Consider the following 24799-nt stretch of genomic DNA (forward strand, 5'->3'; position numbering starts at 1 on the left):
CTGAAACCTTAAGACGTACTACGACGCCTCCCGGCTTCTCAAGGCGGCGTGTACACTCCCTTTTTGTCCCCGTTGATTCTGCGAAGGATGTCCCGGATGTTGTCGCGCCTGCCTGCCGTCACCCGCTACCTGTCAGTTGCCGCACTGTGTGTTGCGGGTCCCGTTTATGCGCTTGAGTTTCCGCTGCCGCCGCCAGGTGAAGACGTGGTCGGGCAGGTCCAGGTTATCAAGGGCAAGTACGAGGACTCCTTCTCTGACCTTGGCAACGAATACGAACTGGGTTACTCGGAAATGATTGCCGCCAACCCGGGTGTTGATGCCTGGTTGCCGGTCAAAAAGAATCTGGATGGAACGATCGTCGACACCGACATTGTGCTGCCGACCCAGTTCATCCTGCCGCCGGGCAAGCGCGAAGGCATCGTGATCAACCTGGCCGAGTACCGGTTGTATTACTTCCCTAAAGATCAAAACAAGGTGTACACCTTTCCACTGGGCATTGGCCGTGAGGGCTGGGGTTCGCCGGTGGGTGTGACGAAGGTAACTGCCAAGACGCCAAACCCGACCTGGACGCCTCCCGCTTCGATCAAGGCCGAACATGCCGCCAATGGCGATCCGTTGCCCAATGTTGTGCCCGCAGGCCCAGATAACCCGCTAGGGCCCTTCAAGTTCACGCTTGGCATGCCGGGCTATCTGATTCATGGTTCGAACGCCAAGTTTGGTATCGGCACAGGCACCAGCCATGGCTGCTTCCGCATGCTGAACAAAAACGTGCTTGAAATGGCCAGCATGGTGCCGGTAGGCACTCCAGTCAGAATCATCAATGAGCCGTACAAAATCGGTGTCAGTGGCGGCAAGGTTTACCTTGAGGTGCACGAGCCGTTAAATGTTAAAGATGGTTCATTACTCGCAAAAAGTGACAAGTCGCATTTGACTCCCGAAGACCTGCAGAACAAGTACGCGGCCTTTATGAACTTTTTGCTAAAGCATAAAGACCTGGAAAACATCATCCAGATCGACAAGGACAAAGCGTTCCCTGTTGTCGGTGCTGAAACCGGGATACCTGAAGAGATTGGTATTGCCAATACCGCCGCGCCGGTGGGGCAGTCGCTGGACTACGTTCAGTAATAGCACTGAAGCATTAAAAAGCCGCCATGGTTAACTCCCTGGCGGTTTTTTTTATGACCGGCTTAGTTACGGGCAGGCATAAAAAAAGCCGACCCATGAATGGGTCGGCTTCGATAATAATCCCGAAGGACTATTACTTGCGGCTTGCTTTTTCAAGCATGCGCAGAGCACGTTCGTTAGCTTCATCAGCAGTCTGTTGTGCTTTTTGAGCAGCAGCCAGAGCTTCGTCAGCTTTGCGGTAGGCTTCGTCAGCACGAGCCTGGGAACGAGCTGCTGCATCTTCAGTTGCAGTCAGACGGGCTTCAGTTTCTTTAGATACGCTGCTGCAACCGGTAGCCAGAACTGCGGCCAATGCCAGAGCAGAGAATTTCAGAACGTTGTTCATCGTGTTCCCCTTCAAGGACTTTCTAATTGAAGCTGCTCCTTCAACATGAGGAAACAGCCGGCGTACATACTACCCATTACTTGTAGTAAGTAAACTGACCTAGCGCAAGAACCAAAAAAAATAATTGGCAATCAAAGCCAATAGGCTAGATTTAACAGATTGTGTCTGACAAAACAGCTGTTTTTTTGGTGGCCGCCAGCGTGCGGTGAGCAAATATAAAGACCCCCCGAAGTGACTTCAAGAGGGCGCTTGCGTCTTAGCTTCAACCTTCCGAAAAATGTTCTGAACGCATTCGCTGCATAGCCTGGAAAAATCCTTGATCGAGGGTTTTACGTCCGTCTTTGCGTGCGCGCACTCACTGAGCATGAATTGCGAGAGCGACTATGATGGCCTAGTAGTTCCCTCGGCGGAAAAACACCAGTAAGGTAGGGGTCACAGTCCAAGACCCGCGAGGAGCAATGATGAGCGAGGCGCTGTCCATCCACCATGACCAGGCAGGTCACCAGTTTGAGACCACAATCGACGGTCATCGTGCCTACCTGACCTACATGGATCTGGGTAAGCAGACTCTGGATATTTATCGCACGTTTGTACCCAATGCCCTTCGCGGACGGGGCATTGCGGCAGCCTTGACCGAGCAGGCCCTCGATTACGCCGAGAAAATGGGCTACGAGGTGATTCCCTCGTGTTCTTACGTAGAACGCTACATGGAGCGTCACAAGCGCGCTCAGGCCAAGACCTGAAACGACACTGCATAAAAAACGCCGGGCTAGCCCGGCGTTTTTGTGTGCGCTGAAGAATCAGCCGCGAGCACGTTTTGGCAGTACGTCCTTGAGCTTGGCGTGCATGCTGCGCAAGGTGCTCTCGGTGCTCGCCCAGTCGATGCAGGCATCGGTGATCGAGACGCCGTACTGCAAGTCTTCTAGGTTTTTAGGAATCGCCTGACAACCCCAATTCAGATGACTTTCGACCATCAGGCCGATAATCGACTGGTTACCTTCGAGGATCTGGTTGGCCACGTTCTCCATCACCAGCGGTTGCAGCGCCGGGTCTTTGTTGGAGTTGGCGTGGCTGCAGTCGACCATGATGTTCGGGGTGATTTTGGCCTTGGTCAGTGCCTGCTCGCAGAGTGCCACGCTGACCGAGTCATAGTTCGGTTTGCCGTTGCCACCGCGCAATACCACGTGGCCGTATGCGTTGCCCTTGGTGGTGACGATGGACACGCCACCTTCCTGGTTGATCCCCAGGAAGCGGTGTGGGCTCGACACCGACTGCAAGGCGTTGATCGCCACCGTCAGGCCGCCATCCGTGCCGTTTTTAAAGCCCACGGCCGAAGACAGGCCGGAGGCCATTTCGCGGTGAGTCTGCGACTCGGTGGTGCGCGCGCCAATGGCCGACCAACTGATGAGGTCTTGCAGGTACTGCGGGGAGATTGGATCAAGGGCTTCTGTGGCGGTTGGCAGGCCCATCTCGGCCAGGTCCAGCAGCAATTTGCGGCCGATGTGCAGACCGTCTTCGATCTTGAACGAGTCGTCCAGGTACGGGTCGTTGATCAGGCCTTTCCAGCCCACGGTAGTCCGTGGTTTTTCGAAATAAACCCGCATGACCAGATACAGCGTGTCGCTGACTTCAGCCGCGAGCACCTTGAGACGCTCGGCGTACTCGTGGGCGGCTTTGAGGTCGTGGATCGAGCAAGGCCCGATGACAACGAACAGTCGATGGTCTTTGCCATCCAGGATGTTGCGAATGACCTCACGCCCCTTGGTCACGGTCTGCAGCGCTGTGTCGCTGAGAGGAATCTCGCGCTTGAGCTGTTCAGGTGTGATCAGGGTTTCGTTGGAGGCAACGTTAAGGTCGTCGATCGGTAAATCAGCCATCGTGTTACTCGTCAGGTCACGGGTGCCGGCCGCCAGCGATCCCCGTGCGGCGGAGCACAGCTTGATTGAGCGCATCGGGGAGCCGAACCTTAACGCGTTAAGCGGTTATTCGACAATGGGCATACAGCGCTTTAATCAAGCGCAGGTTGTGCCAATGCATGATCCAGAGTCGCCTGAGAAAACTCCACCGCGTGACGATTGACCCATTCCAGCGCCAACGCTTCCATATTTTCCGGGAGCTGGTTTTGCTCATGCTGGAGACGGTAATAGTGTTCGATCTGACACACCTGCTCACCCATACGTGCGCCAAACAGGATTTGGTCATCGGTAAAGGCCACGCCAACCCGGTAGCCCTGAGGCTGTTTCTCGCACCAGGCGATATAGCCGGGGTAGTGCGCTGTTTCACCCAGGCTTGGCATGTGCATGTCGACCGCCGCGCCGCGTCGCCAGCCTCTGTCACTGTTGCATGCGACGCCGCCGAGGCTGATAGAGTGCAGCTTCTGGCGCGAAAGAGCGGGTTGTTTGCGGGGGGTTATCTCAACAGGAACATCATCTGGGTGAGGTAAAAAACGACCCATGTACACACACTCCGAGTGCTAGCAACTTGATATTGTTTTGGTGAGTATAGTGGCTGAAATGGAACTGACTGACTTTGATGCGGACCAGCACCTGCTGACGTTGCGCGGCACCTCACTGGTGGTGTTCACCAGTATCGGGTGTTCGAGCTGTCGAGTGGCGCGCAAGATGTTGCCCGACATGCAGTTACCCATTGACCAGTTGTGCTGGATTGACGCGGGTAACAATGGTGGGCTGGTCGAACGCTATGAGATCTTCCACCTTCCTGCGCTGTTTGTCGTGCGTGACGGTGTGTTTTATGGCGAGTTGAAGTCTCGTCTCAGCGAAGGCGAGCTGTCTCATCACATTCGACAGGCCTTGCTGCATGAGCCCGACGAGCTACCTTGAATCCTTCAACCACACGGTGCAGATGATATGAGCAAAGGCTTAAAGGGCAAGCTGGTGCTGGCCATCTCGTCGCGGGCACTGTTCGACTTGAGCGTCAGCCACCAGGTCTATCTGACCCAAGGGATTGAGGCGTATCGCCAATACCAGATCGAACATGAAGATGAAGTGCTTGAGCCAGGGGATGCTTTTGCGCTGGTCAAAAAGCTGCTCAGCTTCAATGCCAGTCTGGGGCGCGAGCGGGTAGAGGTGGTGCTGGTGTCACGTAACAGCGCAGACACCGGGCTGCGGGTGTTCAACTCTATCCAGCATCACGACCTGGGCATCTCACGCGCGGCATTTTCCGGCGGGCGCAACCCTCACCCGTACCTCAATGCATTTGGCTGTGACCTGTTTTTGTCGACCCATGCTGACGACGTTCGCAGTGCGCTGGATGCAGGGTTTGCAGCCGCGACGATTCTGTCTGGCGGCGCCCGACGCGCGGAAAACAACGAACTGCGCATCGCCTTTGACGGCGACGCCGTGCTGTTTTCAGACGAGTCGGAGCGTATTTATCAATCGGGTGGCCTTGCGGCGTTCCAGTCGCTGGAGCGCAACTCAGCACGCAATCCGCTGCGCGGCGGTCCGTTCAAGGGCTTCCTGGAAGCCTTGAACCTGTTACAGCGCGAGTTCCCGGATGAGGCCTGTCCGATCCGCACAGCGCTGGTCACTGCACGCTCGGCACCCGCCCATGAACGGGTCATTCGTACGCTGCGCGACTGGGACATCCGTCTGGATGAGTCGCTGTTTCTCGGCGGGCTGGATAAATCGGCGTTTTTGGAAGCGTTCGCGGCCGATGTTTTTTTTGATGATCAGGCTGGCCATTGCGAGAGCGCACGTCAGGTAGTGGCTACGGGCCACGTTCCGCATGGCATCAGTAATGAACGGGCCGATTTAGCACCCGAATAAACGCGCGTGTAAGTTTTCGCGTGGGTCGTCGTACTTTTCTTGGCGCTGCTAAGCTGAATTCATCTCGGCCATATCAGGCAGTCGAGGAGGTCGCATGATTCGCTCGATACTGTACGCCACTGACCTCGGTATTTACGCGCCGGTAGTGATGCAACACGCGTTAGGACTGTCTCGCAGCTTCAGCGCAGACTTGCATGTGTTACACGTGGTGGAACCCATGGGGTTGTTTGCCGAATCGGTACTGCAAAGCTATCTCGATGAGCACGCGCTCAATGAGTTACAGCAGCAGGGCATGACCACGATGCTTTCCAACATCGAGCAACGGGTACTGGACAGCCTTCGTGATGAGTTATCCGAAGGCGAGCAGGAACTGGCCTTGATCCGCTCGGTCAAGGTTATTCAGGGTGAGCCTTCGCAGGCCATTCTGGAGCAGTCGCTAAAGCTGTGCGTGGACTTGCTGATTCTTGGCAGTCACGGTCAGCCTACGGGGGGCAATAGCCATTTGGGGCGCACCGCAGCGCGGGTTGTAGAGCAGGCACAGATGCCGGTGTACTTGGTGCCTTTGTTGCAACGTCGGCGTCGCACGGATGTGTGAAGGTGACGAACTGCTAAAAACGATAAAAAAGTTCTAGATTTATTCTTCTGACCTTCCATATAGTTATATATCGCCGCCGATACCCATGGCGCCTATTTGCTTTGAGGGATGCATATGAAGCTTCAACAACTGCGCTACATCTGGGAAGTGGCGCACCACGACCTCAACGTTTCGGCTACCGCTCAGAGTCTGTACACCTCACAGCCTGGTATCAGCAAACAGATCCGCTTGCTAGAAGACGAGTTGGGCGTGGAAGTGTTTGCCCGCAGCGGCAAGCATTTAACCCGTGTGACGCCAGCCGGTGAGCGCATCATCACCACCGCCGGTGAGATCTTGCGCAAAGTCGAGAGCATCAAGCAGATTGCTCAAGAGTTTTCCAACGAGAAAAAAGGCACCCTGTCGATTGCCACCACGCACACCCAGGCGCGTTATGCCTTGCCGCCGGTGATCAGCAACTTCATCAAGCAGTACCCGGATGTGGCCTTGCACATGCATCAAGGCTCGCCCATGCAAATTGCTGAAATGGCCGCTGATGGTACGGTTGATTTCGCGATTGCCACCGAGGCGCTGGAATTGTTCGGCGATCTGGTGATGATGCCGTGCTATCGCTGGAACCGCTGCGTGGTCGTGCCACAGGGGCACCCGCTGACCAAACTGCCGAAGTTGACCCTCGAAGCGCTGGCCGAATACCCGATCGTGACTTACGTCTTTGGGTTTACCGGTCGTTCCAAGCTCGACGAAGCGTTCAGCCATCGTGGCCTGACACCCAAAGTGGTGTTCACCGCAGCTGATGCTGACGTCATCAAGACTTACGTGCGTCTGGGCCTGGGTGTTGGCATCGTCGCCAAAATGGCAGTTGATACCAAACTCGATAACGACCTTGTGGTGCTGGATGCCAGCGAATTGTTCGAATCCAGCATTACCAAAATCGGTTTCCGCCGCGGTACTTTCCTGCGTGGATTCATGTGCGACTTTATTGAAAAGTTTGCCCCGCACCTGACTCGCGAAGTGATGGCCAAGGCGATTGCCTGCCATAACAAACAGGAACTCGAAGACCTGTTTGAAGGGGTTGAACTGCCGGTTCATTAATACAGACTGTTTTGATCTTATTGCAAGTTGTTCAAAGCCCCGCCCGGTTTCAACCGGGCGGGGCTTTTTTATGGGCAACACACTATCGCGACCCGTCTAGCTCAGCTGTTTATTTATCAACACTTGTTCGGCAGTAGGCGCGTAATACAACAGTCGTCTGAGCGACATGTGCACATGAATGCCTATTAATAAGGCACTTGGCCAGTTGGCACGTTCGCTGCAATAGCCCTTATATCGTGAGATTGACTATTCCAATAGAAACTCGCCTATTTTCTATTCAGGTGGGGAACAACAATTTGAAACGCGTGCATTTAGCAACAACTGCTGTTTTACGACACTCATCTATATTCGCTGTCAGCAGCGCCTTATTAACCCTCGCACCTTTTGCTGTGGCGGATGATGCCAGCCCAAATGGCGATAGACGTTTGGGCACTGTCACGGTACAGGCGGCCAAGCAAACCGAAGCACAAGCGGCCAAAGCCAAACTCGACGAAGTGGCCGGTGGCACTAGCCTGGTCACTCAGGCAGAAGTGGAAAAGGGCCGCTCGGCCACGCTGGAAGATACGCTGGCTTATCAGCCGGGCGTGTATGCCCAGGCGGCGGGTGGCAACGACGCCATCAAGATTTCCATTCGGGGTTCCGGCGCCAACACCTCGCCGGGCTATTTTCGTGAAGGCACCAAGTTTCTCTTCGACGGCCTCGCGCTCACGGGAGCGGGGGGGACGCCGTATGAACTGCTGGATACCCAAGGCCTTAATTACACCGAAGTGTTACGCGGCGCCAACGCCTTTGAATACGGTGCTTTGTCGCTGGGGGCGCCATCAACTTTGTGACCAATACCGGGCTCACGGCGCCGGGCAATCGCATTAAAGTGGAAGGCGGCAGTTTTGGCTGGCAGAAAGAGACGCTGAGCACCGGCGGCGTCGTGGGCGATGCCGATTATTACGTCAGCGTCGACAACGGCAAGCGCGATGGTTACCAGGACTTTACCTACACCAAGGCCAAGGGCATCGTCAGTAACTTCGGCTACCGCTTCAACCCCAAACTGGAAACCCGCGTCTATCTGCGTTATCGCGAGGAATACCACGAGAACTCGGGCGCCTTGACGCTGGCCCAACTGAAGAAAAACTCGTCTCAAACCAACGTGGCCACGCGCGATACGCGCGGCGACTCGACCAAGCGCGGGTCGACCTGGGTCGGCAGCAAAACCACCTACACCTTTGATGATGACGCCACCCTTGTCGCCGGGGTGGTGTACCACGACTACCCGCAGATTCTCAGCAAAAAAAGTACCGTCAACCCGAACTACTGGGATTGGCGCGACATTAACTACTCGCTCAATTACAGCCGCAATGACCACCTGTTCGGTCTGTCGAGCACCAGCACAGTTGGCTGGAGCAGCACCGAGCATGTGCGTGCCGGGGTGCGCACTTACAAAGGCAGCAAAGACCTCGACATCTTGCAAAAGCAGGTCTCGTACGACGGCTCGTTCGACCATGTGTTCAGCGTTGGCAACGACCTGGGCCTGACCGACAGGCTGTACCTGGCCACCGGCGTTTCGGCGATCAATATCAAGCGTGATGTCGACGTCTCGTTCAGCGACCGGGCCAACACCAGCGGCCTGCCGAACCATTACCGATACGACGAATGGAAACTCGCGCCACGCATCGGCCTGCGTTACTACATCGCACCTGATGTCCAGCTGTTTGGTAACGTCAGCCGCTCCATCGATCCGCCAAGCTCCTGGTCGATCTCGGGCTCCGGGGTCACCAGCAACTACGCCAAACCCCTGGTTCCGCAAGCGGCCAACACCGTCGAGTTCGGCATCAAGGGCAAGTCGGGCATCTTTGACGGCAGCCTGGCGTTCTACAAATCGTGGATCAAGAACGAGTTGCTCACCGTTGAAGTGCTCCCTGCCACCAGCACCTCGGCGGCGGTGACGTCCACCTCCAATGCCACGCCGACGATTCACCAAGGCATTGAAGCGGGCTTGAGCACCCGTTTGTGGGAAGGCGCAAACGGCGATTCGTTGAACTGGCGCCAAGCCTACACCCTCAACGACTTCCACTACGAAAACGATCCGCTGTTCAAAAAGAACGAATTGCCAGGATTGCCCAAGCATATTTACCAGGCCGAATTGCAGTACCAATTTGCCAGCGGTTTCTATGCCGGGGTCAACGTGCGCTCGGTATCGAGCACCGCAGTGGACTACGCCAACACCTTCTACGCGCCGTCCTACACCCTGTGGGGCGCACGGCTCGGTTTCGACGATCCGGGCAAAACCTGGCAGGTGTACCTGGACCTGAAAAACCTCACCGACAAGGACTACGTGACCGCCATTGCGCCGTCCTACAACGCGCAGGGCAAAGACACGGCGGCGCTGTACCCGGGTGATGGTTTCGGTGCCTTCACCGGCGTGACTTACAACTTCTAAGCCTGCGCAGCCAGCGTCGTGATCACACGCGGCGCTGGCGGAGGAAGCACATGACCCTGATCACAAGGCTCGCCCGTCTGGCCGCAGTCGCCTGCGTCATGGTGCTGGGCGCCTGCAAGCCAGCCAGCGAAGCACCCCGTGCCAGCGTGGCAAGTGCCGACAGCGCAAGCCACGCCGACGACTACCGCGAAACCAGCCCTGGCAAGCCGGGCGGAACGTTGCGTGTATCGACTTCGTCCGACTCCACAACGCTCGACGTGCATTCGATTTCCCATGGCAATACCCAATGGCTGGGGCGCATTCTGTTTGACTGCCTGGTCTATCAGGACGAGAACGGCAATATTTCGCCGTGGCTGGCGAAGTCCTGGGACATTTCGCCGGATGGCAAGACGTATACCTTTCATCTGCGCGATGACGTGACCTACAGCGATGGCGAGAAATTCAATGCCCGCGCCGTGCAGCTCAACCTTGAACACATGCGCGACCCGGCCACCAAGTCGCCCTTGGCGGCGGCGTACATCGCCCCTTATGTCGATGGGCGTGTTGTCGATGAATACACCTTCGAAGCGCACCTGCGCGAACCTTACTCACCGTTTCTCGACGTGTTGGCGCAGTCGTACCTGAGCATGCTGTCGCCGCGTCAAATTGAGCAGGCCCCCAAATCCATCGCCGAACACCCCATTGGCACCGGGCCTTTTGTGCTCGAAAGCTATACCCGCGACCAAGGCCTGAAATTCGTTAAACGCAAGGGCTACCACTGGGCGCCGCCGGTGACCCGGCATCAGGGCGAAGCCTACCTCGACCGTCTCGAAGTGAGCATCGTGCCCGAGGCGATGATCCGCTTTAGCGCGCTGGAATCCGACCAGTCCGACTTTACCGTCGACGCGCCTGCGCAAAACGCTCAAGCCATCCGGCACAACCCCGATTTGCAGATGTACAGCCGCGTGCGCAAGGGCAACCCATTTCGCAGCCTGACCTTTAACGTTGAGAAATTTCCGTTTGAGGACGTCGTCGTCCGCCGTGCCGTGGCCAAAGCCATTGATAGTGAAGGCCTGGCGTGGATTACCGGTTTTGGGGAATACCAGCCCAAGACGGACCTGCTGGCGTCCAATACCCGCTATTACGACCCTGCGTTCAAAGACGCGCTCCGTTATGACGTGGCAGAGGCCAACCGCCTGTTAGACAGCGCCGGCTGGACCGGGCGCGATGCCCAAGGCTATCGCGTCAAAGAGGGCAAGCGCCTGGCGGCTCGGGTGCTGACCTTCGAAACCGGGGCTTACCCCAGCAGCGTGGCGGTGGCGATTCAGGCTGATTTGAAAAAGGTCGGCTTCGACTTGAGCATCGATCTGGTCCCCTTGGCCCAACTCACCGAACAGCGTTACACCGGCAATTTCCAGGTATTGGGGGGCGGTTATTGGCATACCAACACGGCGGATGGGCTGTACATCCTTTATCACAGCCATTCAATCAATACGCCGACGTTTATCGGCCAGAACATCGGCGGCTTTCGGGATACGCAACTGGATGCCGCGCTAACGGCGGCACGGCTCACCACCGACCCGGTCGAGTTGCAAAAGCTGTACAGCATCGCGCAACAACGCCTGGTGGAAAACGTCCCGGCGGTGCCGCTGTACGAGAGCCATGTGCTGGTGGCCTTTCGCAAGAAGGTCAAGGGCTTGATCTTCGACACGTCGCACAACACGCCGATCTTCACCACCGTCTGGCTCGACCAGGAGGCTAAATGAATAACCTGCGCCTGATACTTCGTCGATTGCTGTCGGGTCTTGGGGTGCTCTGGGGCGCGGCCACCCTGACGTTTCTGGCCGTTAACCTGAGTGCGGGCGACCCGGCGATGGCCATTCTCGGCGGGCCCGGTGCCATGCCCAGTGCCGAACTGATTGCCAAGGTGCGCGCCGAGTACGGGCTGGACCAACCGTTGATCGTGCAATACGGCCAGTACCTGGGACGGCTGGCGCAAGGGGACTTGGGTGATTCTTATAATTTGCGCAAGCCGGTGGGGCAGGTGATCGCCAGCAAACTGGGCGCTACTGCGCAGTTATCACTCAGCGCTGCGGCGCTGGCGGTACTGCTGGCCGTGGTGGTCGCGGTGCTCAGCGCCAACCGTGCGCCGTGGATTCGCTCGCTGGTGTCGGGCACTGAGTTGGTGCTGTCTTCGGCCCCCTCATTTGTGATCGGCTTGATCCTGCTGCTGGTGTTCGCCTTCGGCTGGCACCTGTTGCCCCCGTCGGGTTCAAACGGCTGGCGGGCGTTGATCTTGCCCAGCGTGGCCTTGGCGCTGCCCGTCGCGGCGGTGCTGAGCCAAGTGCTGCGCCAGTCCCTGGAAGACATCCTCGAACAGCCCTTTATTGCCATGGCCCGCGCCCGAGGCATGTCCGAAACCGGCGTGCGCCTCAAACATGCCTTGCGCCATGCGCTGGTGCCGTTAGTGACCCTCGCAGGTTTTGTCTTCGCCAGCCTGCTGGGCGGGGCCGTGGTGATCGAATTGCTGTTTTCCCGCCAAGGCATCGGCCGCCTGATGCTCGATGCCGCGGTGTCCAAGGATGTACCGCTGCTGCTGGGGATCACCCTGTTGGCGGCGGCCATTTACGTGGTCGTGAACTTTCTCGTCGACCTGATCAATCATTTGGTGGACCCGCGTGCCAAAGCCGTGTGATGCCATCTTCTCGCAAGGACCTGCCATGACTGAGCAAAACTCTTACCGCGTGCTGCAGGCGCGGTTCCAACCCCTGTTCGACCAGATTGGCGCGGGCGCCATCGAACGTGAACAGCAACGCGAGCTGGCGTTCGACGCGGTGAATCTGCTGCGTGATGCAGGATTTAGCGCGCTGCGCGTTCCGCAAGCACACGGTGGCGCAGGCATCAGCTTGCCCGTGTTATTTGCCTTGTTGATTGATCTGGCCGAAGCCGATTCGAACCTGCCGCAAATCGTGCGGGCGCACTTCGGCTTTGTCGAAGGCCGCCTGGCGAGCCGCGATGCCGCCTCTCAGGATTACTGGTTCGCCAAAGTGACGGCCGGGCAATTGTGGGGAGCGGCCATGGCCGAACGCAGCGACAGCAGCACCAATTCGGTGTCCCTTGCGGCGGCAGAAGACGGCTGGCTGCTCAATGGCGAAAAGTATTACTGCACTGGCACGATCTACGCCGATTGGGTGGCCGCGGTGGCCATGCAAGACAAGGATTTTTTCAGTGTGGTGGTGGCCGTGGATGCGCCCGGCGTGACCCGGGTAGACGACTGGGATGGTTTTGGTCAGCGCCTGAGCGGCAGCGGCACCACCCGTTTCGAGAATGTTGCGGTGCCTGCCGAGCACGTACTGCGGCGCTTTAAACCCGGCGAGTTGCGTGCCGAGTCGTACATCTCATCGTTCTACCAACTGTTCCACCTCGCGACCCTGGCCGGTATTGCCCGCGCCGCGTTGCGCGATGCGACTGAGTTTGTGCAAGGGCGCACCCGGGCTTTTGGCGTGCCGGGTCAATCCAGCCCCAAAGACGACCCGCTGGTGCAGCGAGTGATTGGCCGTCTGTCGAGTCTGGCCTACGCCAGCGAAACCCTGGTGCTGGCCACAGCGCAGGTGCTGGAAAACGTGCACCAGGCTGAACTGACCGAGACCGCGCAGGAAGCCGACTACGTCGAAGCCGACATCCGCACGTTTCAGGCCCAGCAAGTGGTGCTTGAACAGGTGCTTGAAGCCACCACGCTGCTGTTTGAAGTCGGTGGCGCCTCGGCCACCAGTCAGGCCCGGCGCCTTGACCGGCACTGGCGCAACGCCCGCACCCTGGCCTCGCACAACCCGGCCATCTACCGCGAACGGGCGCTGGGCAATTACTACCTCAACGGCATCAGCCCCGGTGCGGCGTGGCGTGCGCTGCATGAGCAGGACAGCGCACACGGCGCCACCCGCGATGAAGCCAGCGCGGTTTGAGCCACACATCAGGAGCCGCAACCATGAGCCTGTCCCTTAATCAAAACGCACCTGCTGGGCTGACACACATCGCCCGCCCGCGCAGCACGCGGCGTTGGGCTGTGCGTCCGGGCCTGCTGCTGGCCGGGTTGTTCGTGCTGCTGCTGGTGATCGCGGCCATCCAGCCGGGTTGGCTGGTGGCCGGCGACCCGTTCGAAGCGATCTCCCGTCAGGCGTACAGCGCACCCGGCAGCCAGTATTGGCTGGGCTCAGATGAAAACGGTCGCGACATTCTTACGCGGCTGGTGTACGCCGCGCGTCCGTCACTGGTGTTGGGTGTGTCTGCCACCGCCATCGGCCTGCTGTTTGGCACGCTGTTCGGTCTGGCGGCGGGGCTGGGTCCGCGCTGGCTGGACGGCGCCGTGATGCGCGCCGTCGACGTGTTGCTGGCATTCCCTGATCTGTTGCTGGCGCTGGTGGTCATTACCTTTTTCGGTCAGGGGCAGTTGAACCTGATCATCGCTATCGGTATCGCCAGTGTGCCGCGTTACGCCCGACTGGTGCGGGCACAAACCCTGGTGGTACGCGGCGCCGGTTACGTCGAGGCCGCCACCACGCTGGGCCTGCCCCGGTATTCGGTGATCCTGCGGCACGTGCTGCCCAATGCAATCAAACCGATTCTGATCCTGGCCACCATCGGCATTGGCGGCAACATCGTTAACGGCGCCGCCTTGAGCTTTCTGGGCTTTGGTGCCGCGCCGCCTGCGCCGGAATGGGGGGCAATGCTCGCCATGGGCCGCAACTACCTGGCCAACGCCTGGTGGCTGGTGGCCTGGCCGGCGCTGGCAATCACATTGACCGTGGTTTCGATCAGCGTGATCGGCCGCGAACTGCTGCGTCGCAGCGAAGGTAAACGCCCATGAGCACGCAACCCCTGATTGATGTGCAAGACCTGCACGTTCGCTTTGGCAGCCAAGCGGTCCCGACCCTTAAGGGCGTCAGTTTTCAGCTGCATCGCGGCGAATGCCTGGCGCTGGTGGGGGAATCTGGCTCGGGCAAGAGCGTCACTTCACGCACGCTGGCCGGGCTCACGGGTGTCGGGGCGCAGGTGCAGGCCAGCCGCCTGGCGTTTGCCGGGCAAGATGTGCGTCAGTTCGATGAGCGCGCGTGGCGCAAGGTGCGCGGCGCGCAGATTGGCTTTGTGATGCAGGACGCGCTGGGTTCGCTCGACCCGTTGCGCCCGATCGGCAAGGAAATTGCCGAGCCGCTGCATTTGCACACCGATCTGGATCGGGCGCAGCGCGAGGCCCGAGTCATCGAATTGCTGCGGGCGGTGGGGGTGCCGGAACCTGAATTGCGTGCGCGGCAATTTCCTTATCAACTGTCTGGCGGCTTGCGTCAGCGGGCGCTGATTGCCTCGGCCATTGCCTGTAACCCGCGCTTGCTGATTGCCGACGAACCGACCACCGCGCTCGACACCACGGTGCAGGCGCAGGTGCTGGCCTTGCTTGAATCCCTGCGTGGCGAGAGCACTGCAATGTTGATCGTCAGCCATGACTTGGCCGTGGTATCGCGGCTGGCCAATCGGGTGGCGGTGATGCACAACGGCATAATCGTCGAGCAAGGCAGCGTCGACGACGTGCTGCACGACCCGCAACACCCTTACACCCAGTACTTGCTGCGTGCGGGCAGGGCGGTGCACTTTCGTCGCACCCAAGGCACGGCGCGCACGCCATTGGCCATCGTGCCGACGCAGACTGAGCCCGCCCCGCCATTGCTGCAGGTCAACGCGCTGAGCAAAGCGTTCAAGGGGCCAGATGGCAAGTTGCGCACCGTGGTCAATCAAGTGTCACTGCAACTGCGACGCGGCAAAACCCTGGGCATCGTGGGCGAGTCCGGTTCGGGAAAAACCACCCTGACGCGCATGATCCTTGGCCTGGAAACCCCTGACAGCGGCGATATTCAGATCAAGGGGCAGCCCTGGTTGAGCTTGTCTGCTGTGGAAAAACGCCAATTGCGGCGCAGTATTCAAGTGGTGTTTCAAGACCCGTTGAGTTCGTTTGACCCGCGCTACAACGTGCGCCGGGTGTTGAGCGAAGCGCTCGAAGTGGCAGGCCATAAACGCAGTGAATGGAGCGCCCGTGCCGAGGAGCTGCTGGCGTTGGTGCACCTGGATGCGGCCTTGCTGGAGCGCCGGCCCATCGAGTTGTCGGGTGGTCAGCGCCAGCGCATCGCCATTGCCCGAGCGCTGGCGGCGCAGCCACAGATTCTGGTCTGCGACGAACCGGTTTCGGCGCTGGACGTGTCGGTGCAGGCGCAGATACTCGAACTGCTCGACGACCTCAAACAACGGCTGGGGTTGGCGTGCCTGTTCATCTCCCACGACCTTGGGGTGATCAACCATGTCAGCGACGAGGTGCTGGTGATGAAGGATGGCGTGGCAGTCGAAAGCGGCCGCGTGCGCGATGTGTTCGACCACCCGCAACATCCCTATACCCAAGCATTGCTGGAAGCCATCCCGCATCTGGAGAGCGGGCGCCGTATGGCGTTCGACTTTTTGAAGTTGGCGATTTGAAGGGATCTGCGTGAAGTACTCACCACCGCTGTCGCGCCGCGTGCCGATGATTATTGGCTGCGCGCTGTGCATGGAATTGATCGACTCAACGGTGGTGATGACCGCCTTGCCGCAAATGGCCAGCGACTTCGGCGCGCCCAGCATCCGCATGAACCTGGTGGTGTCGCTGTACATGTTGGCAGCCGCGCTGTGTGTGCCGGTCAGTGGCTGGGCCGCGGATCGCTTTGGCCCGCGTCGACTGTTTGTGCTGGCGATCATTCTGTTTATCGTCTCGTCGCTGGCGTGCGCGGCCTCAAGCTCCCTGCTGCAACTGTGTCTGGCGCGCATGCTGCAAGGCGCAGCGGGAGCGATGATGGTGCCCGTGGGGCAGATGATCTTGCTGCGTTGGTCGCCGCGTGAAGACCTGTTGCGCAATTTGTCGTACCTGACCATCCCGGCGTTGATCGGCCCCATGATCGGCCCGCCGCTGGGCGGGCTGATGGTGACCTACTTGTCCTGGCACTGGATTTTCCTGATCAATGTGCCCATCGGCGTGGTCGGCATCGTGCTGGTTCTGCGCCATGTGCCGCATTACCCCGGTGCCCGTGAACGGGGTTTGGACAGGCGCGGCCTGGTGCTCAGTGCGATCGCCATGGCGACCCTGGTTTTTGGTTTCGAAGCCCTCGGGCATGGCCTGATGCCGCGGCCCTGGGTGGCCTTGATGATCGGGGTCGGGATAGTGTGCGGCGCGTTGTACCTGCGCCATTCACGGCGTTATGCCGAGCCGTTGCTTGATCTGAAACTGCTGCGCATCCCCAGCTACGGGATCAGTTTTTGGGGCGGCAATTTGCTGCGTCTGGGCACCTCGTCATTGCCGTTTTTGCTGGTGCTGATGTTTCAGCTGTGTTTCGGCCTGAGCCCCTTGCATGCCGGGTTGCTGACCCTGGCCGGAGGCGCAGGGGCTTTTCTGATGAAGCTGCTGGCAGTGCGTGTGGTGCGCCGATTCGGCATCCGCCGCACGCTCATCACCAATGCCGTGCTCACCGGATTGACCCTGGCCGCCTGCGCCAGCTTCACCAGCACCACGCCCTACAGCGTGATCGTGCTGATGCTGTTTGGCAGTGCGGTGATTCGTTCGTTGCAGTACAGCACCCTTGGCGCCCTGACCTACGCAGATGTGCCCGCAGAACTCAGCAGCCGTGCCAGCAGCCTGTCAGCCGTGACCGTGCAGTTGAGCATGAGTTTATCGGTGGGGTTGGTTGCCGCGTTGCTCGGGGTGTTGATGAATGTGCGGGGGCACGCCGTGCCGCAGACCAGCGACGTTGCCTGGATGCTGGTGCTGTGCGGGCTGGCTTGCATGGCGTCGGCGCTGGTGTTCCGCCGCTTGGCCGTGGACGCGGGCAATGCGGTGTATGCGGCACGCACATGACATCAGAGATATTTCTGTGGGAGCTGGCTTGCCAGCGATGCAGGCGATGCAGGCGATGCGGTTTTTCTGTTAAACCGCGTCGATACCTTCGCTGGCAAGCCAGCCCCCACAGGAACAACATTGCATTCGCGCTTACTGCTCGGCGTTGCGGCTGTGGCGGTATTGGCTCACCGAGTCGTACACCGCTTTGCGCAGGCGGTTGATGCCGCCAATTGGCCGGTGCTCTTCAATGCCATGCCACGGGCTGAACGAGAGGTTGTCACACGCCAGGTTTTGGCTTGGGGTGTCGAAGTCCTGGGGTTGCACGGTGATCCGCGCCACGGTTTGGAACGGCGCATCTGATTCTTTCCATTCAACGCTGGTGTCTTCAATCGGCATAAAGCGATTGGCGTCCTGGCGCTGGACCTGCAACACGAAACACGCGGGCACGCGGTCTGTGGATAACTGCTGGTTCAGTGCAGTGCGCAAGAAGTTCGGCAGTTTCTGATTTTGCTCGGGCAGGGTGTACGCCGGGCAACTGTCCGGGTCGGGTGCCACGCGGAATTTCGCGTTGGCCGAGCCAAACTTGTACGGCGATACCGAGAAGTAGGTGGTTTGCGTCGGGCTGGCGGGTGCAGGTGCCAAGGTCGCCAGCGCAATAAACAAGTGCCGGACTTGCCAACTGCCTGGATTCCACGAGGGAAAGAACGCCAGTGCCTTTTTGCCGTCAGCCTGGGCGGCGATGTTCTGGCGGTACTCGGCGACATCGCTGACGAAGAAGTTGGGATGGTTGAACATCACAAAATCCTGCTCGCCTCGACCTTGCTGGCTCGCAAGCAACTGCGTCCCCGGCACGTCCAGTAACTTGATCGCCATGCCGCGGGCGTCGCGGATGCTGTCGAATTGCGGGTAGGCGTTGCCGTTGGACAGGCGCATCACCGCTTGCCAGGTTTTGCCGGGGCTGGCGAACACGCCTTGGCGCAAGGCCGGGTCGAGGCCGTCCAGCACCTGCACGCTGGCTTTGACGCAGCCATGGGCCTTAGCGTGGGCGTCGCGCAGGTAGCGGGTGTTGTCGCGGTGTTGGTCGACGATTCTGATCGCTGTCTGGATCGTGTCCTGAGTCATCGCGGCTTCATCTGCCGGGATCTGTTCCTGAGCCGACACCGGGCCGCGTTGCTGCCAGGCATACCAGCCTGTTGCCAGCGCCCAGCCGAGCAGTCCCAGTACGATCAGGGCCAGCAGCAGCTTGCCCAGCCAGGTGCCGAGTCGAAGCCATAAAGTGGTCAGCATGCATACATCCTTTTAAACAATTATTCGGTGGGCAACTGTTGTTCAAGCGGGCCGCCGAGCACTTTCAAGTACTCAAGCAGCGCCCAGCGTTCTTCGGGCTGCAACAGGCGCCCGATAACGCCATTGCCGCGTGCTCCGGCACGAAATTCATGGCCGCTGTTGTGGTTGCCGCTGATGCGCGTGTCGAGCACAAAACCACCGTCAAAGGCTTCGGTGCGATAGCCCAGGTGGCGCGGGTCGTATTCAAAACTGCCGCGATAGAAGGTCTGGTCGCGCTCTGATTGCGGCGAAAGCAGTTGATACAGCGTGGGCACTGAACCGTTGTGCAGGTAGGGCGCGGTGGCCCAGATCCCGTCCAGAGGCCGCGCTTTGTAAGCGCGCAACTCCATCACACCAATCGGCAGGCCATAGCCATTGAGGCGCGCTTGTTCTTCAGGGCCGATATTGGCTTCTTTATACGCATGCTTTTCGACAAAGGCGGTGACGTACGCCAGGCCTTTGGCCACCGACAGCTGGTGCATGTCCAGCGGCTGCTCACTTTTCGGGAACAGGTCTACGTTCAGGGTGGCCAATTCAACCGGGTCCCATTGCAGGGCGCTCAGGTCGTAACGGTTGTCGGCGATGTTGTTGGCGGTGTTGGGGTCGGTGCCGATCACGTCGACGGGCAGCATGTTGAGGTGCTTGACCCTTCGTCCGTTCTCTTCAACCACCGGTGGTACGTGGCAAGCGGCACAGTTCTCGGCAAACAGCGCGCGGCCTTTGGCAGCCAGCGGGCGATCAATCGTGCCGAACAGGGCTTCGGGCCAGACGGGTGGCTTGAGCTTTTGCAGGGTTTCTTCGATCAGGTTCAAGTCGCGGACCCGCACGCTCGACGGGTAACGGTCGTCGCCTTGCAGAGGCTGGCCGTGGTTGTCGAAGAAGTTCAGGGTGGCGCCCACGCCCAGGGCTTCGCCGATATTGCGCGCCATGGGTTGTTGGGCCGAGCCGTTCCATTGCACCCAGTCGAACGTCCACATGTCCCACAGATGCGGGTAGTCCACCGGGGCGTTGGCGACCCGATAGTTGTCGGGTGAAATTGCGTCGCCAAAGCTGGCATTGGCAATTCGGCCGAACGCATCGGTGCGGCCCGGACCTTCCAGGGTGGGATAAAGGCCGCGATGGGTGTCGTTCCAGGCCACCGCGAGGAAGGTGTCGAGCGAGGCCTTGAAGTCTTTGCGCAACTGTTGGTGCTGCGCTGGGTAGTTGTCGCCCAGCACGGTGCGGGCGAAACGCTCAAATTTCCAGGGGTTGTAATACGTGGCCGCGAGGCTGGCGACCAGCGCTTGGCCAAAGCTGCCGCCGCGCAAGGTCGGGACGCTTGAAGGCAGCACGTGTTGCGCCGGGCCGCCGTCAATACGCAGTGCTTGTCCTTTAAAGCGCAGTTCGCCGGTATGGCAGGCCGCACAGGTGATGTCGAGGTATTCAACCTTGCTGCCTGGGTTTTGATGGCGGGTGAAACCGACGGGCAAGTTGGCCGGGTTGGCAGCGCTGGCCTGCTGTTTCGGGTCGACCAGAAAGCCGAAGCGCGCCAGGTACTCAGGCGCGGCAAACGGTTGCTTTGAAAAAGGCAGCTCAAGGGCACTGAACCAGTCGTAATGCAGGCCTTTTACTTGCGTGCCCTGAGGCGTGTAGTAATAGGTTTGCCGGTCGGCCGGGCTCCATTGATCCAGGTAGTGCACCTGCTGCGGGGGCACGTAGGCGGGTAATTTCGGGTTGGCAATGAAATAGATAACGGTGCAAATCCCCAGTGCCAGGATCACGGCAAGCCCTGACAACACACGGTAAAACAAACGCACAGTAACGCTCCTTGTAAGAATTTTTACAGCCTTATGCCTGACCTAACGTCTAGCATCAAGTGGCCAGTGGTTTGTTCGGTAAGGCGTGGTTCGGTTTGACAGATTGCTTGAAGTGTTAGCAAAAGTTGCGGTAATTATGAATTGTGATTAACCCGTGAACTTATCCGCGATTTGTCCCTCTCATGCCGGTAGCCATTGGTTGCGGCCGCCTGATAAGCTCGCGGCTTTATTCGATTGCCCATTTGGCGCATGAACAAGGAAATAGCATGAAACAGCATCGGTTGGCGGCAGCTGTGGCTCTGGTAAGCCTGGTACTGGCGGGTTGCGATTCGCAGACCAGCGTAGAGCTGAAAACCCCGGCACAAAAAGCCTCTTACGGCATTGGCCTGAACATGGGCAAAAGCTTGGCTCAAGAAGGCATGGATGATCTGGATTCCAAAGCCGTAGCCCTGGGCATCGAAGATGCCGTTGGCAAAAAAGATCAAAAGCTCAAGGATGACGAGCTGATTGAAGCGTTCGCCGCCCTGCAAAAGCGTGCTGAAGAACGTCTGGCCAAAATGAGCGACGAAGCGTCTGCTGCTGGCAAGAAATTCCTCGAAGAAAACGCCAAGAAAGCGGGCGTTGTTACCACCGCTTCTGGCCTGCAATACGAAGTGATCAAAAAGGCCGATGGTCCTCAGCCAAAAGCCACCGACGTAGTGACTGTTCACTACGAAGGCAAGCTGATCGACGGCAAAGTGTTTGACAGCTCGGTAGAACGTGGCAGCCCGATTGATCTGCCGGTGAGCGGCGTGATTCCGGGTTGGGTTGAAGGTCTGCAACTGATGCACGTAGGCGAGAAGTACAAGCTGTACATCCCTAGCGAGCTGGCTTACGGCGCACAAAGCCCAAGCCCGGCAATCCCGGCCAACTCGGTGCTGGTATTCGACCTGGAACTGCTGGGCATCAAAGACCCTGCAAAACCTGAGCAAGATGCTGCCAAATAAGTAGCCTTTTGTTAGCGCAACGCCCCGTCTCGACGGGGCGTTGTCGTTTCTGGGGTTTAGACGGGCGGTTCAAACCCGGCCTGACCAGCGGCAATTTGCCTCAGGCGTCGCGCCAGCTAGTAGCTGTGGGCAAGCAAGTCAATGAATTTATGGGTTTTTTTATGTGTGTAAAAAATGCCCGATCTGAGCGCAGCCCTTGTAGGGCGTGGCTTTCAGCGATGAAAATCAGCTCTGTTCACAAGGTTATCCACAATTTGTGTGGATAACATTTGCCGTTTTTCGGGTTATTCGCAGCCGCTCAGTCGGTGCAACCCGGCAAAGATCAAAAACCCCAGAGACCTTGGCTGCTGTTAGGATTAAGCTTCTAAGGAAAGTTCCGACTCGATCTGCATAAAAGTCTGACGGGGTTTAGCAATGGATCTTCAAATTATCAAGCGTAATGGTGAACCCGAATACGCGGTTCTCTCATGGGACAGCTACCAGGCGCTCTTAAAGGCCGCAGGTTTAAATGATCCGGTAGCTGCGCTTACGGCAACACCCACGCCTGAACCTGAGCGACAGCCGCCAGAGCCCGTGCAGGCATTGCCCGGGCTCGATCAGTTGCGCGGCTTGCGCGAGGACAAGGGATTGGCCCTGGAGGTGCTGGCGCGCACGGTAGGCATCAGCCCTTCGTACCTTGGAATGATCGAAACCGGTGAACGTCTGCCGGATCTTGCCATTCGCCGTAGCCTGGCTTGGGAGCTGGGTGTTGCGGGCTGGAGGGAAGCCTCATGAACGTGCGCATCAGTCGTCAACACTGGGATGGGTTATTGGCTGAGCTTAACCAGGCGCGACGACAGCGCCACTTGTTAACGTATCGCGCGCTGCTGGAGCGTTTGCAGTTGCCCAGTCCGGCCATGTTGACCCTGACGTCTGCACTGGAGCACTTGGCGGCGATGGATGCCAAAGCCGAGCAGCCCTTGCGCAGTTCGCTGGTGATCAGTCAGGGGGCCAGCCGTTTGCCGCGTACCGGCTTTTTTGAATGTGTCGAGCGCCTGGGACGTTTTTCCGGGCCGCCAGATGGCGTTGCGGCGGCATCGTGGCATGCCTCGGAAGTGGTTCGGGTGTTTGAACATGCCTACGAACACGAGGAAGCGTAAGTTCAGCGCTCAGTAAGGACAAAAAAGGGCGGGCCGCATTAAGCGGTCCGCCCTTTTTTACATCTGCCAGATGACACTGCCTCGCGATCGTTCAACCCTCAAAAGATCGCGAGCATGCTCACTCCTGGAGGAGAGAGGCGGTGCCTTACTTTTTGGCCACTTGCGAGTTGAGCTTGAGGTAGTCCAGCAGAATCCGCCCGGTTTCACTCAGGTAGGCGTCATCTTCCGGCTTGGTCTTTTCAGGCTCGACCGGCAGTGCATCTTCGTCTTCTTTCTTCATTTCCTTGAGCGGTGCTTCGCCTTTGGCCTGACGGCGGGCGTTTTCCATCACCAACTGCTTGGCATCGATGTCGGCGTGCTGGGCACGACGCTCTGCCTCGTTGAGGCTGACGGTCTTCTCGGCCATCAGTTTGTCGGCCAAGGCCAGCTTGTCGCGAATAAAGATGAACTCGGCATCTTTAGCCACACGTGCATCGTGCTCAGCCTTGAGTTGCGCCAGGAACGGCTTGAACGGGTCTGCCGCAGGCTTGATCGCAGGACGAATGGTGTCCCACGGCATGGCCTCTGGCAGCGCGCTTTCACCGATTTCCTTGGTGTCGATGATCGACGGGAACGCGACGTCAGGCAGTACGCCCTGATGCTGGGTGCTCTGGCCGGACACCCGATAGAACTTGGCCAGTGTCAGTTTCAGCTCGCCGTGGTTCAGTGGCTGGATGGTTTGCACCGTCCCTTTGCCGAACGTCTGGCCGCCAATGATCAGCGCACGGTGGTAGTCCTGCATGGCCCCGGCAAAAATCTCCGACGCTGACGCCGACAAACGGTTGACCAGCAACGCCATCGGGCCTTTGTAGAACGCGCCCGGGTTTTCGTCTTCGAGTACGTCGACTTTGCCGTCAGCGTTACGCACCAGCACCGTTGGACCCTTGTCGATAAACAGACTGGTCAGCTCGGTCGCTTCCTGCAACGAACCACCGCCGTTGTTGCGCAGGTCGATAATCACGCCATCGACTTTTTCTTTCTGCAACTCGGTCAGCAGCTTTTTAACGTCGCGGGTGGTGCTCTTGTAGTTCGGGTCGCCAGCGCGGAACGCTTTGAAGTCCAGGTAGAACGCCGGGATTTCAATCACGCCCAGTTTGTAGTCCTTGCCATCTTGCTTGAGGTTCAGGATCGATTTTTTCGCCGCCTGTTCTTCAAGCTTCACCGCTTCACGGGTGATGGACACAATTTTGCTGGTCTGGTCGTTAGGCGCGTTGCTCGCCGGAATCACTTCCAGGCGCACCACAGAGCCTTTAGGGCCACGAATCAGCTTGACCACTTCGTCCAGGCGCCAGCCGATCACGTCGACCATTTCTTTGTCGCCCTGGGCAACGCCGATGATCTTGTCAGCCGGAGCGACCTGCTTGGTTTTGTCGGCCGGGCCTGCTGGCACCAGACGCACAACCTTCACTTGGTCGTTATCGCTCTGCAACACGGCGCCAATGCCTTCCAGCGACAGGCTCATGTTGATGTCGAAGTTTTCCGCGTTATCTGGCGACAGATAGTTGGTGTGCGGATCGTAAGACATGGCGAAGGTGTTGATATACGCCTGGAAGATGTCTTCGCTGCGGGTCTGCTCCAGGCGCGCCAATTGGTTCTTGTAGCGCTTGGTCAGCAGTTCCTGAATTTTCGAAGGCTCTTTGCCAGCGATTTTCAGACGCAGGACTTCGTCCTTGATGCGTTTGCGCCACAGGTCATTGAGTTCGGCTTCTGTCTTGAGCCACGGCGCGTCCTTGCGATCGATCTGCAAGGTTTCCTTGGCCGTGAAGTCGAACGAATCAACGCCTTTGTTCAACTCGGCAAGTGCGAAGTCCAGGCGCGCTTTCACGCGGTCCAGGTAGCGCTTGTACATGGTAAAGCCGGGATTGAGATCGCCGCTCTTGAGGAAATCGTCAAACTGGAATTTCCATTTGTCGAATTCGGCGATGTCACTGGCCAGAAAGTAGCTGCGCGAGGGGTCGAGCAGCTTCAGGTAGCTGTCATAGATGATCGCGGAGCGCGCATCATCCAGTGGCGGCTTGCTGTAATGATGGCGTTTGAGCAGCTCAACGACGTTAAGACTGGCAATTACCTCATCACGATCTGGCTGAAGGTTATCCCAACTGTTAGCGGCGAACGTAGTGGCCGAGAACGGCAAAACGCCTAAGCCAATGAAGAGGGCAAGTGCGGTGCTAGGGAATAAATGCTTCATGCTGATTCGACGCGGGGGCAATTGATA

At 58.6% G+C, this 24799-nt stretch carries 23 protein-coding genes; 17 read left to right on the top strand and 6 right to left on the bottom strand.

The genetic code is table 11. From position 1 onward, the window contains the following. Positions 1–96: 96 nt before the first annotated feature. Positions 97–1125, top strand: coding sequence for a L,D-transpeptidase family protein (locus RHM56_RS05380; protein WP_322239310.1), 1029 nt, complete (start codon positions 97–99; stop codon positions 1123–1125). 133 nt (positions 1126–1258) lie between these two features. Here RHM56_RS05380 and oprI read toward each other — a convergent pair whose 3' ends face one another. Continuing rightward, positions 1259–1510 carry an outer membrane lipoprotei OprI gene (gene oprI, locus RHM56_RS05385; protein ID WP_003172710.1) on the bottom strand — a complete coding sequence of 84 codons (252 nt, stop codon included), beginning with the start codon at positions 1508–1510 and terminating at the stop codon, positions 1259–1261. A 461-nt stretch (positions 1511–1971) separates the two neighbouring features. On the opposite strand from oprI, the gene RHM56_RS05390 reads away from it, so the two are divergent. Next, the gene (locus tag RHM56_RS05390; protein WP_322239312.1) at positions 1972–2253 is read left to right on the top strand and encodes a GNAT family N-acetyltransferase; all 282 of its coding nucleotides are present in this window, start codon (positions 1972–1974) and stop codon (positions 2251–2253) included. A gap of 57 nt (positions 2254–2310) precedes the next feature. Here RHM56_RS05390 and RHM56_RS05395 read toward each other — a convergent pair whose 3' ends face one another. Next, positions 2311–3387, bottom strand: a complete 1077-nt coding sequence (locus RHM56_RS05395; RefSeq protein ID WP_322239314.1) for a 3-deoxy-7-phosphoheptulonate synthase — start codon at positions 3385–3387, stop codon at positions 2311–2313. A 131-nt stretch (positions 3388–3518) separates the two neighbouring features. Further along, on the bottom strand, positions 3519–3965 hold the full coding sequence (locus RHM56_RS05400) for a PilZ domain-containing protein (RefSeq protein WP_322239316.1): 447 nt from the start codon (positions 3963–3965) through the stop codon (positions 3519–3521). Between the two features lie 58 nt (positions 3966–4023). On the opposite strand from RHM56_RS05400, the gene RHM56_RS05405 reads away from it, so the two are divergent. The 12 genes from RHM56_RS05405 to RHM56_RS05460 all read left to right on the top strand — a co-directional run bounded on the left by RHM56_RS05405 (position 4024) and on the right by RHM56_RS05460 (position 17316). Then, complete coding sequence (locus RHM56_RS05405) at positions 4024–4350, top strand: thioredoxin (RefSeq protein WP_322239318.1); 327 nt, start codon at positions 4024–4026, stop codon at positions 4348–4350. Between the two features lie 27 nt (positions 4351–4377). Continuing rightward, positions 4378–5295 carry a 5'-nucleotidase gene (locus RHM56_RS05410; protein WP_322239320.1) on the top strand — a complete coding sequence of 306 codons (918 nt, stop codon included), beginning with the start codon at positions 4378–4380 and terminating at the stop codon, positions 5293–5295. A gap of 94 nt (positions 5296–5389) precedes the next feature. Next, on the top strand, positions 5390–5890 hold the full coding sequence (locus RHM56_RS05415; protein WP_322239322.1) for a universal stress protein: 501 nt from the start codon (positions 5390–5392) through the stop codon (positions 5888–5890). A 114-nt stretch (positions 5891–6004) separates the two neighbouring features. Next, complete coding sequence (cysB, locus tag RHM56_RS05420) at positions 6005–6979, top strand: HTH-type transcriptional regulator CysB (RefSeq protein ID WP_019410733.1); 975 nt, start codon at positions 6005–6007, stop codon at positions 6977–6979. A 425-nt stretch (positions 6980–7404) separates the two neighbouring features. Then, positions 7405–7812 (top strand): Plug domain-containing protein, encoded by a 408-nt coding sequence (locus tag RHM56_RS05425; RefSeq protein WP_322239324.1) that lies wholly within the window; start codon positions 7405–7407, stop codon positions 7810–7812. Beyond that, positions 7809–9413, top strand: a complete 1605-nt coding sequence (locus RHM56_RS05430; RefSeq protein WP_322239326.1) for a TonB-dependent receptor — start codon at positions 7809–7811, stop codon at positions 9411–9413. Before RHM56_RS05425 ends, RHM56_RS05430 begins: the two co-directional genes overlap by 4 nt. 50 nt (positions 9414–9463) lie before the next feature. After that, positions 9464–11158, top strand: coding sequence for an ABC transporter substrate-binding protein (locus tag RHM56_RS05435; protein WP_322239328.1), 1695 nt, complete (start codon positions 9464–9466; stop codon positions 11156–11158). Continuing rightward, complete coding sequence (locus tag RHM56_RS05440; RefSeq protein ID WP_322239330.1) at positions 11155–12087, top strand: ABC transporter permease; 933 nt, start codon at positions 11155–11157, stop codon at positions 12085–12087. Before RHM56_RS05435 ends, RHM56_RS05440 begins: the two co-directional genes overlap by 4 nt. Positions 12088–12112: 25 nt before the next feature. Continuing rightward, complete coding sequence (locus RHM56_RS05445; protein WP_322239332.1) at positions 12113–13354, top strand: acyl-CoA dehydrogenase family protein; 1242 nt, start codon at positions 12113–12115, stop codon at positions 13352–13354. Positions 13355–13377: 23 nt separating this feature from the next. Next, complete coding sequence (locus RHM56_RS05450; protein WP_322239334.1) at positions 13378–14256, top strand: ABC transporter permease; 879 nt, start codon at positions 13378–13380, stop codon at positions 14254–14256. After that, positions 14253–15908 carry an ABC transporter ATP-binding protein gene (locus RHM56_RS05455; RefSeq protein WP_322239336.1) on the top strand — a complete coding sequence of 552 codons (1656 nt, stop codon included), beginning with the start codon at positions 14253–14255 and terminating at the stop codon, positions 15906–15908. Before RHM56_RS05450 ends, RHM56_RS05455 begins: the two co-directional genes overlap by 4 nt. 46 nt (positions 15909–15954) lie before the next feature. After that, a complete protein-coding gene (locus RHM56_RS05460) occupies positions 15955–17316 on the top strand; it encodes an MFS transporter (RefSeq protein ID WP_322241709.1) in 1362 nt (453 codons plus the stop codon). A 132-nt stretch (positions 17317–17448) separates the two neighbouring features. Here the strand turns inward: RHM56_RS05460 and RHM56_RS05465 are convergent, their stop codons facing one another. Both RHM56_RS05465 and RHM56_RS05470 read right to left on the bottom strand, forming a co-directional pair. Continuing rightward, entirely contained in the window at positions 17449–18585 is a 1137-nt protein-coding gene (locus tag RHM56_RS05465; protein ID WP_322239339.1) for a catalase family protein, read from the bottom strand. Between the two features lie 20 nt (positions 18586–18605). Then, complete coding sequence (locus RHM56_RS05470) at positions 18606–20420, bottom strand: di-heme-cytochrome C peroxidase (RefSeq protein ID WP_322239341.1); 1815 nt, start codon at positions 20418–20420, stop codon at positions 18606–18608. A 266-nt stretch (positions 20421–20686) separates the two neighbouring features. Here RHM56_RS05470 and RHM56_RS05475 point away from each other — a divergent pair, with 266 nt between their 5' ends. From RHM56_RS05475 to RHM56_RS05485, 3 genes are all read left to right on the top strand, one after another. After that, on the top strand, positions 20687–21406 hold the full coding sequence (locus RHM56_RS05475; protein ID WP_322239343.1) for an FKBP-type peptidyl-prolyl cis-trans isomerase: 720 nt from the start codon (positions 20687–20689) through the stop codon (positions 21404–21406). Positions 21407–21820: 414 nt separating this feature from the next. Beyond that, complete coding sequence (locus RHM56_RS05480; RefSeq protein ID WP_322239346.1) at positions 21821–22180, top strand: helix-turn-helix transcriptional regulator; 360 nt, start codon at positions 21821–21823, stop codon at positions 22178–22180. Next, positions 22177–22545: a hypothetical protein gene (locus RHM56_RS05485; RefSeq protein WP_322239348.1), complete on the top strand. Its 369-nt coding sequence runs from the start codon at positions 22177–22179 to the stop codon at positions 22543–22545. The genes RHM56_RS05480 and RHM56_RS05485 overlap by 4 nt, the downstream gene beginning before the upstream one ends. A 145-nt stretch (positions 22546–22690) precedes the next feature. Here the strand turns inward: RHM56_RS05485 and RHM56_RS05490 are convergent, their stop codons facing one another. After that, positions 22691–24772, bottom strand: coding sequence for a carboxy terminal-processing peptidase (locus RHM56_RS05490; protein ID WP_322239350.1), 2082 nt, complete (start codon positions 24770–24772; stop codon positions 22691–22693). Positions 24773–24799: the final 27 nt, after the last annotated feature.

This window comes from Pseudomonas sp. CCC3.1 (assembly GCF_034347405.1).
GTDB lineage: Bacteria > Pseudomonadota > Gammaproteobacteria > Pseudomonadales > Pseudomonadaceae > Aquipseudomonas.